Genomic DNA, 14,819 nt, shown 5'->3' on the forward strand with positions numbered 1-14,819 from the left:
TGCCGAAAAGGTGAAGGCGCGTCGGATGCCACAGCTTCATGACAAACCGATCACGCCTCACCGGTAGATCGATTAAACCTCGATCACCGCATCAATTTCGACCGCAGCGCCGAGGGGCAGGGCGGCTACGCCGAAAGCGGCGCGAGCATGCTTGCCCTTGTCGCCTAGGACGCCGACCAACAGGTTCGATGCCCCATTGGCCACCAGGTGCTGCTCGAAGAACTCTGGTGTCGAGGCGACCAGCACGGTGAGCTTGAGGATCTGCTTGATCTCATGCAGCGGCACGCCGGCCATATTGACGACCTGAGAGAGAATGTTGACGGCGGCCAGTTCAGCCGCGTTGCCACCTTGGACCACATTCATGTTATCGCCGAGCCGCCCTTGTACGACGCCCTGCTCATTGCTCGAAATCTGGCCGGAAACATAGATGAGGTTGCCGCTGCGGGTCACCGGAACATAGCTGGCCACCGGTGCCTTTGCGGGCGGGAGCTCGTAGCCATACTCGCGCAGCTTCTGGATCGGATCGGTCATCGTGTCTTGCCTTCGATATCGTCTGTTTCTTCCGCGGACTGCGGCTGGGAATCGGGCCGCGCCGTATAGAGTTTACCTCGTACCACGGCCTCGCGCCCAAAGCGCGTACGAACACGGTCCATGGCCCGTTCGGCGGCAGCCTTTCGCGCCACCTGAGGCTCCAGCAGATCGGCCGGGTCAGACCCATCTGCCGCATCGAGACCGGAGACCCCGATGCCGATCAGCCGGAATGGCGTACCGTCCGCCTCGTGCTGCAACAGACCCAGCCCGGTTTCATAGAGCATGCTGGCCAGTTGCGTTGGCATCATCAAATGCCGCGCCCGCGTGCGCAACCGAAATCCGGCAGTTTTTAGCTTCAGCGTCACCGTGTCGCCGACCACGCCCTTGGCCTTGAGCCGCTCGGACAGGCGCTCGCAGCATTTGAGCAGTTGGGTGGAGAGCTCTTCGATGCTCGTGATGTCGGTGTTGAATGTGGTTTCCGAGGAGATGGTCTTCATCTCGCCGTCTATGCTGACCCGGCGACTGTCCTGGCCCCGTGACAATCGCGCCAGGCGCGCGCCGGATTCGCCATAGAGCCGCAGCAAGCGCACCGGGTCTTCCTGCTGCAACTGGCCGATGGTCACATAGCCGTCCTTGCGGAGCGTTTCGCTGAACACCTTGCCGACGCCGAAGATCAGGCCGATAGGCCTCGGCGCGAGAAAATCGAGGGTTTCGGCGGCACCGATCACCGCAAAGCCGCGCGGCTTGTCGAGATCGGAGGCAACTTTGGCCAGAAATTTGTTGTGGCTCAGCCCCACCGAAATGGTCACGCCGACATCTTGCTCAACCGTGCGGGCAAAGCGCGCCAGGGACAGGGCAGGGGGCGCCTTGTGCAGGCGCTCCGTACCGGTGAGGTCGAGAAAGGCTTCGTCGATCGAGAGCGGCTCGACCAGCGGCGTCAGCGTTTCCATATGGCGCCTGATCTGCCGGCTCACCTCCACATATTTGCTCATATTGGGCTTGATGATCACGGCCTGGGGACAAAGCTCGCGTGCCTTGAACATCGGCATGGCCGAGCGCACGCCAGATTGCCTGGCAATATAGCAGCAGGTGGACACCACGCCGCGTACCCCGCCGCCAATGATCAGCGGCTTGTTCGCGAGGGAGGGATCATCGCGCTTCTCGACAGATGCGTAAAAGGCGTCGCAGTCCACATGGGCAATGGACAGAGCGAAAAGTTCGGCATGCCAGCGGACACGTGGCGATCCGCAGGATGGACAGCGCGTGGGCGCCGCCGCCGCCGGCGCCGATGAAAGGCAATCGCGGCAGAGCCAGGCCACCTGCATGTCAGCCGGCCGGATTGAGCTTGTGCCAGACGCGCATGAAGGTCTCTGGCGTTAGGCCGCTATTGGCACAAAGAGCGAGTAGAATCCCCTCATTGGCGGCAAAGTGGTCGATGAGGCCCTGCTGCAGCCGACGCGAGCCCAGCGAGGCCCGCAAGGTGTGCGGGTCGAAGCCGGCCTGCTCCATGAAGGCCAGCAATTCTTCAGGATGCTCTGCCAGGTAAGACAGGCAGAGATCCGCAAGTTCGGTAATGTCTGGTGCGGCACGGCTGGACAACGGCAAGACCCGCCCCCATTTGGTGTTTTGTAACGGTTTGAATGCTAAAGCATCGGCAGGAGAATGCGAACTGGTTTCCGGTTCGTTCCGGTGCGAAAAACGCGGAACAGGGTGTTTGACGGCAGGCGTTCGAATCGAACGTCTCGCCGATCTTTCCCGGCGCCGAAGTGAGGAATGATGCCCAAGTCGGTCATGATCGTGGAAGACAACGAGCTGAACATGAAGCTCTTCAACGATCTGCTGGAATCGCGTGGCTATCGCGTCATCCAGACGCGCAATGGCATGGAGGCACTGGATTTGGCCCGGGCGCACATGCCCGACCTGATCCTGATGGATATCCAACTGCCTGAAGTTTCCGGCCTTGTGGTCACCAAGTGGCTCAAGGACGATGACCAGCTTGCCCATATTCCCGTCATCGCCGTCACCGCCTTCGCCATGAAAGGTGATGAGGAGCGGATTTTGCAGGGCGGTTGCGAAGGGTACATCTCCAAGCCGATTTCCGTGTCTCACTTTCTGGAAACCATTGCCCACTATATTGGGCCCGCCTGACCTATCCGGCGCGCCCCGTGGCGCCACAGGCATGCTCGACGCCGGCGATGAGACGCCCGGCGGGCCCACACGTGTCGAGGTATTGGCGTGACCGCCCGCGTATTGATCGTAGACGACATCCCCACCAATATCCGCCTGCTCGAGGTTCGCCTGACCGCGGAATATTTCGAGGTGGTCACTGCCACCTCCGGGCAACAGGCGCTTGAGATATGCCAGACGCAGGACATCGACATCGTCTTGCTCGATGTGATGATGCCGGAAATGGACGGCTTCGAGGTCTGCCGCCGCCTCAAGGCCGATCCGCGCACCCATCACGTGCCGGTGTTGATGGTGACGGCGCTCGATCAGCCCTCCGACCGGGTCAAGGGCCTGGAGGTTGGTGCCGACGACTTCCTGACCAAGCCCGTCGACGACATGCAGCTGATGGCGCGTGTCAAAAGCCTCATCCGCCTCAAGTCGCTCACCGACGAGCTGCGCGCCCGCGCGCTCACCGGCCAGCAAATCGCCATTGAGGATGCATTGCGCGCCATGGACCAGATTTCCGCCAGTGGCGGCTCGGTCCTGATTATTGATACGGATGCGCGCCATGCCGACCGCATCAAGGGCCACCTTGCACCGGAACATCAGGTCGATGTGTTGACCCAACCCGCCGATGCGGTTTTTCAGGTTTCTGGCGCCTCCTACGAGCTGGCCCTGGTCAGCATGAGTCTGACGGATTTCGATCCCCTGCGCGTCTGCTCGCAGATCCGCACACTTGAGCATGCGCGCAACCTGCCCATCATTCTGATGGCCGACGAGGCCGACAAGCCGCGTGTGGTGCGGGCGCTTGACCTGGGCGTCAACGACTTCATCAGCCGTCCGGTCGAGCGCAACGAGCTTGCCGCGCGGGTACGCACGCAGATCCGCCGCTATCGCTATGCCATGGAGTTGCGCGAAAGCGTCAACCACACCATGGCGCTGGCCGTTACCGACGAGCTGACGGGGCTTTACAACCGTCGCTATTTTGATCGTCATCTCAACGTCATGCTCGGCAAGGCGCAGGCCCAGGAACGGGACATGGCGCTGATGATTCTCGATATCGATTACTTCAAGTCGGTGAACGACAATTACGGCCACGACATCGGCGACGCCGTACTGCGCGAGTTCTCGGCCCGGCTGAAGCGCAATATTCGCGGCGTCGATCTTGCCTGCCGCGTCGGCGGCGAAGAATTCGTGGTGCTGATGCCGGACACTGATTGGAGCAATGCTGAAGTGGTCGCTGAGCGGGTGCGGCAGGCCATTGCCGAACGACCGTTCGACGTCGGTCTGCCGCGTCCGCTGTCGATTACGGTGTCCGTCGGTGTGTCGCTCAATGAATCGCTGACGGACACGCCTGAAATGCTGATCAAACGGGCCGATGTGGCGCTGTATCGGGCCAAGCGCGAAGGACGCAACCGCGTGATCTTCGACGCCGCCTAGCCGCCACCGCCGTTAGGGTTATCTGTTATAGTTAACAAAGAGTTGCTTGGCGTTAACCAAGGGAATTGCTTGGTTATGGGCAGGCCCGGACTTAGTGTCTGTTCAGAAGGGGGCAGTTGCTCACCCTTTACAGTTCCCTACGGTCCACCTCAGGTCCGCCGCAACTCCTGAGTTCCGTAGGGCGGTTGGTCCGGATGCGGTTAGAGTGGCCTCTTCGACATGCCGCTCCGGACCAGCCACTCTTTCTTCGACACCATCGCTTGATGACGTTTGGGGTCAAGGCGCAGGCTGGACATCACAACATTCCATCGACAGTTCCGACAAAAACAAAACCCCGCAATCGCTTGCGGGGTTTTATGCATTCAAAGCTGGAAGACCAGATTACTTGATCTTGGCTTCCTTGAACTCGACGTGCTTGCGGACGACCGGGTCGTACTTCTTGAACGCCAGCTTTTCAGTCTGGGTACGGGCGTTCTTCTTGGTCACGTAGAAAAAGCCGGTATCGGCCGTCGACACGAGTTTGATCTTGATAGTGGCGGCCTTGGCCATTTGGGTCGTCCTTCACAAAACGAAAGGCGCTGCATCTGGGGCAGCGCCGGAATTTGAGCGCAAACTACGGATTTGCGCTGGATTGTCAAGCGCGGATCAGTCGGCCTGGCCGGTTCCGAAGCCATACATGCGGTTTGCCCATTGCAGACCGACAATCGCCCCCTTGATCGAGGGCAGGATAGCCAGCGGCAGGACAATGGCCAGCGGGATCATGGTCCAGACATAGGTCATCGGCTCGACCCTGTAGGCCATGTCCATGTGCAGCATCAGGAAGATGATGACGTGCCCGACAATGGTGATGGCGATGTAGGGCGGAAAATCATCGGCGCGATGATGATTGAGTTCCTCGCCGCACACATTGCACTGGTCCGCAACCTTGAGATAGGCGCGAAACATCTTGCCCTGGCCACAATGTGGACAACGGCACAGTGTGCCGCGCCCCATAGCCTGGCCGACGCTGCGATGCTCGAGAACTTGGGTTTGCTCTTCCATAGCTTACCTCTTTCTCCGACCCTTTTGGCCGAAGCTCCTAGATGGGCCCTTCGAGGCCCGGCGGCCAGATGGCGGATTGCCGCGCCTACCTTCGGTCAGGAGCTCGAAGCGGAGTGCCCCGGCTACCGGGGCGGCCTCGAGCAGACGCACCTCGACGCGGTCGCCGAGCGCAAATGTTTCGCCGGAGCGCTCGCCGATCATCGCCTGGCGTTCCTCGACATAGCGATAATAGTCCTGGCCCAGCGTCGAAGCCGGCACAAAGCCATCGGCCCCGGTTTCGATGAGGCGGATGAAGAGGCCCGACCGGGTAACGCCAGAGATCCGGCCGTCGAATCGAGCGCCGATCTTGGTCGCCAGGAACTGCGCCAGCAGACGATCAGAGGTCTCGCGTTCCGCCATCATGGCGCGGCGTTCGGTGGCCGAAATATGCTGGGCAATGCCTGGGAGCTTCGTGGCTTCCTGCTCGCTCAGGCCATCGTCGCCCAATCCGAGTGCCCGGATCAGCGCTCGGTGCACGATGAGGTCGGCATATCGACGAATGGGTGAGGTGAAATGGGCATAGCGGTCGAGATTGAGGCCGAAATGACCATAGTTCTCCGCCGCATACTCGGCCTGCGCTTGGCTTCGCAGGACCATCTCGCTGACCTGCTCGATATTGCCGGCCTTGCGCGCCTGATGAAGAATGCCGTTGAAGTCCGAAGCGCGCACCGCATCAGTTTTCTTGACCGAAATGTCGAGGCTCCCCAGGAAATCGCGCAGGGCCTGCAGCTTTTCCGAGGATGGCTCGTCATGCACGCGATAGAGCAATTCGCTGCGCTTTTGCTCCAGCGTCTCGGCCGCGGCCACATTGGCCAGGATCATCATCTCTTCGATCAGCCTGTGCGCGTCCAGCCGCTCGGGAATGCGGATGTCTGCCACCATGCCCTTGCCATCGAGCACGATCTTGCGTTCCGGCAGGTCGAGATCGAGCGGCCCACGATGGTCGCGCGCCTTTGCCATCGCCGCATAGGCCGCCCAGAGCGGCCGCAGGATAGGCTCCAGCAGTGGTCCTGTCTGATCATCGGGATTGCCGTCGATGGCCGCTTGCGCCTGCTGGTAGCTGAGTTTAGCGGCCGAGCGCATGAGAATGCGGTGGAAAGTGTGGCTGCGTTTGCGGCCATCGGCCCCCAGAACCATACGCACGGCGAGCGCGGCGCGTGCTTCTCCTTGCTTCAGCGAGCACAGATCGTTGGAAATGCGCTCCGGCAGCATCGGCACCACGCGGTCGGGGAAGTAGACCGAATTGCCGCGCAGATAGGCCTCCCGGTCCAGCGCTGTGCCAGGGCGTACATAGGCGGCGACGTCCGCAATGGCGACAGTGACAACGAAACCACCGGGATTGGCTGCATCCTCATCCTTGGCGGCGTGCACGGCGTCATCGTGATCCTTGGCGTCAGGCGGGTCGATCGTCACCAGCGGCAGATCGCGCCAGTCTTCGCGCCCTTTAAGCGTGGCCTCCTTGGCCTCTTCTGCCTCGCGGATGACGCTATTGGGGAACTTGTACGGAATTTCGAGGCTGTGGATGGCAATCAGGGAAACCGCGCCCTCCGAGGCCGGGTTGCCGATCACATTGGTCACCCGAGCGCGCGGGATCATCAGCCGGCCGGACAGCTTCACCTCGACCTCGACCAGATCGCCATCGGCGGCATTGCCAAGATCGCCCAGCGGAATGCGCATTTCCTTCTGCTTGCGATCCACCGGAATGAGGCGTGCGCCCTCATTGTCCATGCGCACGATGCCGATCTGCGCCCGACGTGGCTTGTCGAGCACCTTCATCGGCTTGGCTGAATAGTCCGGAACGGGACCGTCGCCCGCATCGATCCGGGCGAGGATGCGGTCGCCGGGGGCAGGGGCTACCCTGGAATGGGCATCGACCAGGACCCGAACGCGCGGCATCTCGCCTTCTTCAGGATTCCACTGCGCCGGAAAGGCATGCAGATTGTCCGGATCGGCATCGCTGGGAATATCGAGCACAGTCACATGGGGCAGGGCCGCGGTGCGGCGCAGCGCCTTGCGGGTCCGGGTGATCACCCCTTCGCCTTCCAGCTCGGCTAGCATGGCCTTGAATGGCCGGCGCATGTCCCCCCGAATGCCGAACACTTTTGCCAGGTCACGCTTGCCCTTGATGTCGTCCTGTTCAGCCAGGGCAGCGAGGAGCTGCTCGCGGCTCGGGAGTTCCGAGGCGCGCGTCTGCACAGCACGCTTGGGGCCGGAAGTGTTTTTGGATTTTGGTGTTTTGGCCATTATTCGGTTTCTGCGGGATGAGCCCCTTAGATAAGGCACTCGCCCCGCTTTGCCAAATCGAGGTCAGTAACTTTCGGCGACACCGCAGCGCCACTGGCTGTATTCGTCCACGAAGCAATAGAGCTCCCAGTCGTGATCGACGATCTGGGCGGTGGATTGCGATTCCTCCTCACATACTGAAAGCTTAACGCGCATCGGATAAATGACCGCGTTTTCAGGCGCGCCATTGGTCACCAGGGTCGCGCCCTGACCCTCGAGCATCGAGCGCGTATTGTAGAAGGGGTCGCCGTGAACGAGTGAATGGATGGTGACGCTTACGTCATATCCGTCCGTGGCTACCCCGGTGAAGTAGTCGCGGATCAACTGGCGCATCAAGTCATCGGACGCGGTAACGCTGCCATCGACGATCCCGGCATATTGCGTCATTTCGCAGCTTTGCGCCAAGTCATTGACCGGTGTGATGGGGCCTGGCTGTGGGGCAGGGCGAGCCCAGGCGTCCCGCTGCTTGGCGAGATCTTCGTTCCAGCCCTCTATTTCCGGGCCCATCGTGCCGTCCGGATGCTCATAGCGGAAGCTGCATTTGGGGTAGGGCGTGGTCCAGCATGACAGGATGCGGGCCATAGTGCCCTTGTCGTCGATCTGAAAGTGATCGCCTGCCTGAACCTCGGCGGCGGAAGCGTGGCTGCCGGTCAGGGCGAGCACTACAAACGTAACGGCAGTGGTAATGAAGCGCATGGCGAATTCCCAATTGGAACTCGAATATAGCTTTAATAGCTCACTGAGCCAATATTTAAGTTGGGGTTGTGATCGGCATCGGCAGCGGGTTGGATGGAACGCTCAAAGAGAGCGATTCCATGAACATTCCATTTTTCGACGGCCACAATGACACCCTGCTGCGTCTGGTGGATCATGCGCGGCAGGATAAGGCCGCGATGTTCATCGACGGCACGACAGACGGCCATATCGATCTGCCGCGCGCCCGCTCCGCCGGCATGGCTGGGGGCTTTTTCGCAATGTTCCCGCCGCCTCTCGCGACCAGCCTTGCCGGGGTGGCTGCAAACCCCATGGGCGACGGACAATTGCCGCCCGACCTCGATCTCGCTCCGGCGCAGCGCTCGACCTTCGCCATGGCGGCGCTGCTCTATCGCCTCGAGCGCTTGGGCGCACTGTCGGTTTGCCGCTCGGTCGCCGATATCCGTAGCGCTATAGCCGCCGAGCGAATGGCGGCCATTTTTCATATCGAAGGTGCTGAAGCCATCGATCCGGCCTTCGACAGTTTCGAAGTGCTCTATGCGGCGGGCCTGCGGTCCATCGGGATAACCTGGAGCCGCGCCAATGCCTTTGGCACCGGCGTGCCTTTCCGGCACAATGCCGATCCTGAAATCGGCCCGGGTTTGAGCGATGCCGGCAAAGCTTTGGTCCAGCTGTGCAATGAGCGAAACGTGCTCGTCGATCTCAGCCATCTCAACGCTGCCGGGTTCCGCGACGTTGCCGCCATTTCGACGGCGCCGCTCGTTGCGACCCATTCCAATGTCCACGCCATCTGCCCCTCGACTCGCAATCTCATGGATTGGCAGCTTGCCGCCATTCGCGAGAGCAGCGGCATCGTCGGCCTGAACTATGCCACGGGCTTTCTGCGCCCCGATGGACGGTTTGTCGCCGACACGCCCATCGAGCTGATGGTGCGCCATGTCGATGCACTCATCGAGGCCGTAGGCGAAGATGGTGTCGCCCTCGGCAGCGACTTCGACGGCGCCATGGTTCCGGCCGATATCGGCGATGTCACCGGCGTGCCAAGACTACTGCAGGCGCTCATGGACAAAGGCTATGGCGAAACGCTGGTGCGCAAGATCGCACTGGACAACTGGCTGAGCCTGATTGAACGGACCATCGGCTGAGGTGGGCCCGCCGTCCGTGAGGTGTCGCGCAAGGGCTTAAAGGTCGCCCAGCCGAACGAACTGGTAACCACTCCGTTTCAGTTCCATCAGACCCCGAGCAATGCCCTCGCCAGCGGCGCGTTTGGGCTGGTTGATATGGGCGATGATGACATCGCCATCCTTGGCTTTGCGGATTTGCGCCTCCGCCGCTGCCGCCGAGGCGGTCGCGCCGTAGTCGGCATTGAGCGAAAAACCGGCAACGCGAAAGCCGAGACGGCCGATTTCATCCAGCGCGTCCTGGGTATAGAGCGCCGTAGCACCGCGGAACCAACCGGGCTTGGTACCAAAGCTGGCAATGATCGCCTGGGCGCCGCCCAGCACTTCGTCGTCAACCGCGGCCAGGGTGCCGGCGGGGGTGATGCCATAAGGCTTTTCCGTTCCGGTGACCGCCGGAACATGATTGCGACCGTGATTTTCGATGTTGAACAGGTCCGGCCGCCTCGCCAGCACCGCCACAGTCTCGGCATTGACCAGCAGCCAGCGCTCGGTGACGAACAGGGTCACCGGAATGTTCTCAGAGATAATGACGTCAAGGATGCGATGGTCGATATCGCCGGAGCAGGCATCCAGGGTCACCGCCACGCGCGGCACGCTCGACTGCGCCTTTGGAAGGTGCAGGGCCGGTTCGAGCAATGTGCCCGCAATTGCGGGCGCCAGGCTCAACATTGCCGCCACACAGACAGTCACGATCAGCCGCATCGCCATCTCCGCCGGATTTGACCTCAGAGTGGTCAGTCAGGCGACCGAGTCGCAAGCAGATTTGCGCGTTGAGGTCACTGACTGACGGCAGAGACCTCAATGACCAAGCCACACTCGGGCGTACCCGAGTGCGCGTCACACCATTAAAATGGAACGTCTTCGTCGGCCACCTTCTTGGCTGCCGTCTTCTTAGGCGCTGCCTTCTTGGCCGGCGCTTTCTTTGCGGCGGTATCGGTCTTGGCTGCAGCCGCCTTCTTAGCTGGTGCCTTTTTGGCCGGCGCCTTCTTCACTTTGGTGCCGGTCACTTCGGCGCGGGCAGCAATCCACTGCACGGCCTGCTCCAGCGTCACGTCTTCCGGCTTCACATCCTTGGGGATGGTGGCGTTGACCTTGCCCTGGTTGACATAGGGGCCATAGCGGCCGGCGCGCACGGTGATGGCACCGTTGTCGTGCTCAAAAGTCTGAATGGCAGCCACGGCAGCACCGCCACCACGCTTGAACCCACCGGCAGCCTTCTGCGCAATGAGGTCTACGGCGCGGTTCAGCCCGACCGTGAACACCTCTTCGACATCCGGCAGATTGGCATATTTGCCGTCATGCAGGACAAATGGCCCGTACCGTCCGATACCGGCTGATATCGGCAGGCCAGTCTCGGGATGCAGACCCACTTCACGCGGCAGCGACAGCAATTGCAGCGCCTTGTCCAGCGTCAATGCCCCAGTCTCCCAGCCCTTGGGCAGCGAGGAGCGCTTGGGCTCCTTGCCGTCACCGAGCTGCACATAAGGGCCGAAGCGGCCGGTCTTGAGGAAAACCTCCTCGCCGCTTTCCGGATCTGTACCCAGCACGCCATCGCCCGCTGCGGCTTCCGATGACTGGCCCGAGGCCGCATCGGACAGCTGCATGGTATGCTTGCATTCGGGATAATTCGAGCAGCCGATGAAAGCGCCGAACTTGCCCAGTTTCAGAGACAGTGTGCCGGTGCCGCAGGTCGGGCAGCGGCGTGGATCGGAACCATCTTCCTTGGGCGGGAAGATGTGGTCGGCCAGCAGGTCATTGAGCGCGTCGAGCACTTCGGACACGCGAAGGTCCTTGATCTCCTCGACATTGCCCATGAAGTCGCGCCAGAAGTCACGCAGCACCTGCTTGTAGTCGAGGTCGCCTGCCGAGATTTCGTCCAGCTGTTCTTCGAGCCCTGCAGTGAATCCGTACTCTACATAGCGGGTGAAAAAGCTCTCGAGGAAGGCCGTGACGATGCGGCCGCGATCTTCCGGATGCAGCGCCTTGCCTTCCAGGCGCACATAATCGCGGTCTTTGAGCGTCGTCACCGTAGCCGCATAGGTCGAGGGACGGCCGATCCCCAGCTCTTCCATCTTCTTGATCAGGCTCGCCTCGGTATAGCGGGCGGGCGGCTGGGTGAAATGCTGCTCGATCTCGACCTTCTTGAGCTCGGGCTTGTCACCGATTTTCAGCGGGGGCAGCTCGCGGCCATCCTCGTCGTCCTCGCCATCGGTCTTGGCCTCGACGCCATAAAGAGTGAGGAAGCCGGGGAAGGTGACGACGGAGCCGGTGGCGCGCAACATCAGGGCGCGGGCCGGAACATTGACCGCGATATCAACCGTGGTGCGGTCAATTTCGGCGGAAGCCATCTGACTGGCAAGGGTACGCTTCCAGATCAACCCATAGAGCTTGGACTGGTCGGCATCCAGATTGAGCTGCTCGGGCCGCTTGAACATGTCGGTGGGACGGATGGCCTCGTGCGCTTCCTGGGCGTTCTTGGCCTTGGTCTGGTAGATGCGGGCCTTCTCCGGCAGGTATTCCTCGCCGAAGTATTTCCCGATTACCGAACGCGCCATGGCAATGCCTTCAGGCGCCATCTGCACGGCGTCGGTACGCATATAGGTGATGAGACCGTCTTCGTAGAGCCGCTGCGCGATTTGCATGGTGCGGTTCGGCGACAGCCCGAGGCGCGAGGAGGCATCCTGCTGCAGCGAGGAGGTGGTAAACGGGGCGTAGGGATTGCGCTTGGTCGGTTTCTTCTCGACATTGGCGACGTTGAACTGCCCGGCTTCGATCAGCGTCTTCAGCGCCGTCGCGTCCTCGCCGGTCTTGATGTCGAGCTTGTCCGTCTTCTCGCCGTCGACCGAGAAAAGGCGCGCGACAAAATTCTTGCCAGACTGCGCCAGTTGGGCCTCGACCGACCAATATTCATCGGCCTTGAACTTCTCGATCTCGGCTTCGCGGTCAGAGACCAGGCGAAGCGTCACCGATTGCACACGGCCAGCAGAGCGCGAGCCCGGCAGCTTGCGCCAGAGAATGGGGGAGAGCGTGAAGCCGACCAGGTAGTCGAGCGCGCGCCGCGCCAGATAGGCATCGACCAGCGGCATGTCGATGTCGCGGGGCTTGGCCATGGCCGCGGTGACCGCGTCCTTGGTGATGGCGTTGAACACCACGCGCTGCACCGGCGTGTCTTTTTTCAGCGCCTTTTTCTGCCGCAGCACATCCAGGATATGCCAGGAGATCGCCTCGCCCTCGCGATCAGGGTCGGTTGCGAGGATCAATCCGTCGGCGCCCTTGAGCGCACCGGCAATGTCGGAAATGCGCTTCTTGGACGCGGTGTCCACTTCCCAGGACATGGCGAAATCCTCGTCGGGACGCACCGAGCCATCCTTGGCCGGCAGGTCACGAACGTGGCCGAAGCTGGCAAGAACCTCATAGTCCTTGCCCAGATATTTGTTGATTGTCTTGGCTTTAGCCGGACTTTCAACGACGACGACCTTCATTCCGCTATCCGTTCCGCAACGCACTCTCAAAGAGCGCGCAACATGGTGAACGCAAATGCCGGTGTCAACGGGGCGTATTTTCGGCGCGCTGTCCGCTCAGCGCCGTGGCTCAGCTAAACCGCAACGCCACCAACTGACCGCTCGACCACTCGATGCGTCCCCCGAGATCAAGCTCGAGCAGCAGGATCTGCATGGTGGCCGGGGCAATCCCGGTTTGCGCCACCAGTTCATCCACCTCGATCGGTGTCGTCGATAAAGCGGCCAGCAGCCGCTCGCGATCACTTTCTGCCGGCATGGCCTCGTCGGCACCGAATTCGCCATCCGGCAGCCATTCCGGATCGAAGAGGGCGCTGCGGGCAGGGTCGGCGCTGCCCAGCACCTCCACGATGTCCCTCGCACTGGTGATCAGCCGCGCCCCTTGCTGAATCAAGGCGTTTCCACCCTCGGCGCGCGGATCGAGCGGCGACCCGGGAACCGCGAAGACGTCGCGGTTCTGTTCCAATGCCAGCCGGGCAGTGATCAACGAGCCAGATCGCTTTGCGGCCTCGACCACGACAATGCCCAACGATAAGCCAGAAACCAGCCGGTTGCGCCTGGGGAAATCGCGCGCCCGTGGCTCCCAGCCCAGCGGCATTTCGGTCAACAATGTCCCGCCATTATCGAGAATGTCGTGGGCCAGCGGGATGTTTTCGTCGGGATAGATGCGATCGAAGCCGCCCGCCAGTACAGCGACCGTTCCGGTATTGAGGCTGGCACGGTGGGCCGCCGCATCTATGCCGCGTGCCAGGCCCGAAACCACCGTGTAACCCAGCGCGCCCAGTTCTTCAGCCAGCAGCCGTGTCATCTTGACGCCGGCCGAGGACGCGTTGCGCGCTCCGACCACGCCAACCGTTCGCAACCAATCCACCCGATCGCCGCCTGCCATGGTCAAGAGCGGCGGCGATGCAGCGATATGCAGCAGGTGGGGCGGGTAATCACTTTCGCCCTGCGCCACCAGTCGGGCGCCATAGCGGCTCAGCCCGGCCATTTCGTCTTCCGCCTGGGACTGGGAAATGACGCTGAGTGTACGACTCGACTTGCCGGAGAGCGTGGGCAAGGCGGCAATGGCTGCCTCTGCCGAGCCGAAGCGATTGAGCAATTGGCGGAAGGTGACCGGGCCGACATTGTCGGTCCGCAGCAGGCGAAGCCAGGCGATGCGTTGGGCCGGCGTGAGCTCTGTGGTCACCCGGCCCCGAACCATGATCAGGCCGCTTTCCTGCCGCCGCCGATACTGGGCTCAGTGCCCTTGATCAGTCGCGCGATATTTTCCCGATGCTGGAAGAACAGCAATAGAGCGATGCCCGTCACCACCAGCGCCAGGCGTTCGCTGCCCAGCACATAGGCGAAGATCGGCGCGGTTGCGGCAGCTGTGAGCGCGGCCAGCGAGGAAATCTTGCGGGTGAAGGCGATGAGCAGCCAGACGGCGCAGAAAATCAGGCCGACAATCCAGTTGAGCGCCAATAGCGAGCCGATCATGACTGCGACGCCCTTGCCACCCTTGAAGCCGAGCCAGACCGGAAAACAATGTCCCAGAAAGGCACCCAGGGCCGCGACACGAGCGGCGTCTTCGCCCCAGAAGTGACGGGCCAGAAGCACCGGGATGACCGCTTTGAGGGCGTCGAGCACCAGCGTGCCGGCGGCCAGACCCTTATTGCCGGTGCGCAGTACATTGGTGGCCCCGATATTGCCGGAGCCAATGGCGCGGATGTCCCCGAGTCCGGCAGCACGAGTCAGGATCAACCCGAAAGGGATAGACCCGCACAGATAGCCGAGGACCAGCGCGTAAAGCAGCGGCAGGATTTCGGTGGGCATGTTCTGTCTCCCTCGTTAACCAAGAGAACTACCCTCAGCCACCCCGCTTTCACAAGAGGGCCGGCGTGAGGAATGTTGAGAACTGCGGTGC

General features: G+C 61.7%; 14 protein-coding genes. 3 read left to right on the plus strand and 11 right to left on the minus strand.

The features are described 5' to 3' along the window. Window positions 1-72 precede the first annotated feature (72 nt). The 3 genes from BGO80_RS18915 to BGO80_RS18925 are packed head-to-tail and all read right to left on the minus strand — an operon-like array spanning window position 73 to window position 2,136. Window positions 73-531 (minus strand): RidA family protein, encoded by a 459-nt coding sequence (locus tag BGO80_RS18915; RefSeq protein WP_126151566.1) that lies wholly within the window; start codon window positions 529-531, stop codon window positions 73-75. Beyond that, a complete protein-coding gene (locus tag BGO80_RS18920; protein WP_286722932.1) occupies window positions 528-1,856 on the minus strand; it encodes a DNA polymerase IV in 1,329 nt (442 codons plus the stop codon). The genes BGO80_RS18915 and BGO80_RS18920 overlap by 4 nt, the downstream gene beginning before the upstream one ends. Window position 1,857: 1 nt before the next feature. Next, entirely contained in the window at window positions 1,858-2,136 is a 279-nt protein-coding gene (locus BGO80_RS18925; protein ID WP_286722933.1) for a DUF3572 family protein, read from the minus strand. A gap of 171 nt (window positions 2,137-2,307) precedes the next feature. On the opposite strand from BGO80_RS18925, the gene BGO80_RS18930 reads away from it, so the two are divergent. Both BGO80_RS18930 and BGO80_RS18935 read left to right on the plus strand, forming a co-directional pair. Further along, window positions 2,308-2,679, plus strand: a complete 372-nt coding sequence (locus tag BGO80_RS18930; protein WP_126151563.1) for a response regulator — start codon at window positions 2,308-2,310, stop codon at window positions 2,677-2,679. Between the two features lie 87 nt (window positions 2,680-2,766). After that, the gene (locus BGO80_RS18935; protein ID WP_286722934.1) at window positions 2,767-4,137 is read left to right on the plus strand and encodes a PleD family two-component system response regulator; all 1,371 of its coding nucleotides are present in this window, start codon (window positions 2,767-2,769) and stop codon (window positions 4,135-4,137) included. A 381-nt stretch (window positions 4,138-4,518) separates the two neighbouring features. On the opposite strand, the gene rpmG is transcribed toward BGO80_RS18935, so the two are convergent. The 4 genes from rpmG to BGO80_RS18955 all read right to left on the minus strand — a co-directional run bounded on the left by rpmG (window position 4,519) and on the right by BGO80_RS18955 (window position 8,196). Continuing rightward, complete coding sequence (gene rpmG, locus BGO80_RS18940) at window positions 4,519-4,686, minus strand: 50S ribosomal protein L33 (RefSeq protein ID WP_046104197.1); 168 nt, start codon at window positions 4,684-4,686, stop codon at window positions 4,519-4,521. Between the two features lie 96 nt (window positions 4,687-4,782). Further along, window positions 4,783-5,178, minus strand: a complete 396-nt coding sequence (locus BGO80_RS18945; RefSeq protein WP_286722935.1) for a DUF983 domain-containing protein — start codon at window positions 5,176-5,178, stop codon at window positions 4,783-4,785. A gap of 3 nt (window positions 5,179-5,181) precedes the next feature. After that, window positions 5,182-7,461 (minus strand): ribonuclease R, encoded by a 2,280-nt coding sequence (gene rnr, locus BGO80_RS18950; protein WP_286722936.1) that lies wholly within the window; start codon window positions 7,459-7,461, stop codon window positions 5,182-5,184. A 63-nt stretch (window positions 7,462-7,524) separates the two neighbouring features. Next, entirely contained in the window at window positions 7,525-8,196 is a 672-nt protein-coding gene (locus BGO80_RS18955; protein ID WP_286722937.1) for a hypothetical protein, read from the minus strand. Window positions 8,197-8,315: 119 nt separating this feature from the next. Between BGO80_RS18955 and BGO80_RS18960 the strand changes: the two genes are divergently transcribed. After that, window positions 8,316-9,359, plus strand: coding sequence for a dipeptidase (locus BGO80_RS18960; protein WP_286722938.1), 1,044 nt, complete (start codon window positions 8,316-8,318; stop codon window positions 9,357-9,359). Between the two features lie 36 nt (window positions 9,360-9,395). Here the strand turns inward: BGO80_RS18960 and BGO80_RS18965 are convergent, their stop codons facing one another. From BGO80_RS18965 to plsY, 4 genes are all read right to left on the minus strand, one after another. Beyond that, window positions 9,396-10,097, minus strand: coding sequence for a polysaccharide deacetylase family protein (locus tag BGO80_RS18965; protein WP_126151557.1), 702 nt, complete (start codon window positions 10,095-10,097; stop codon window positions 9,396-9,398). Window positions 10,098-10,240: 143 nt separating this feature from the next. After that, complete coding sequence (topA, locus tag BGO80_RS18970) at window positions 10,241-12,877, minus strand: type I DNA topoisomerase (protein ID WP_286722939.1); 2,637 nt, start codon at window positions 12,875-12,877, stop codon at window positions 10,241-10,243. A gap of 109 nt (window positions 12,878-12,986) precedes the next feature. Next, entirely contained in the window at window positions 12,987-14,117 is a 1,131-nt protein-coding gene (dprA, locus tag BGO80_RS18975; RefSeq protein WP_502686567.1) for a DNA-processing protein DprA, read from the minus strand. Between the two features lie 2 nt (window positions 14,118-14,119). Beyond that, entirely contained in the window at window positions 14,120-14,728 is a 609-nt protein-coding gene (plsY, locus tag BGO80_RS18980; protein WP_286722941.1) for a glycerol-3-phosphate 1-O-acyltransferase PlsY, read from the minus strand. Window positions 14,729-14,819: the final 91 nt, after the last annotated feature.

It is taken from the genome of Devosia sp. 63-57 (genome assembly GCF_001899045.1).
Taxonomy (GTDB): Bacteria; Pseudomonadota; Alphaproteobacteria; order Rhizobiales; family Devosiaceae; genus Devosia; species Devosia equisanguinis.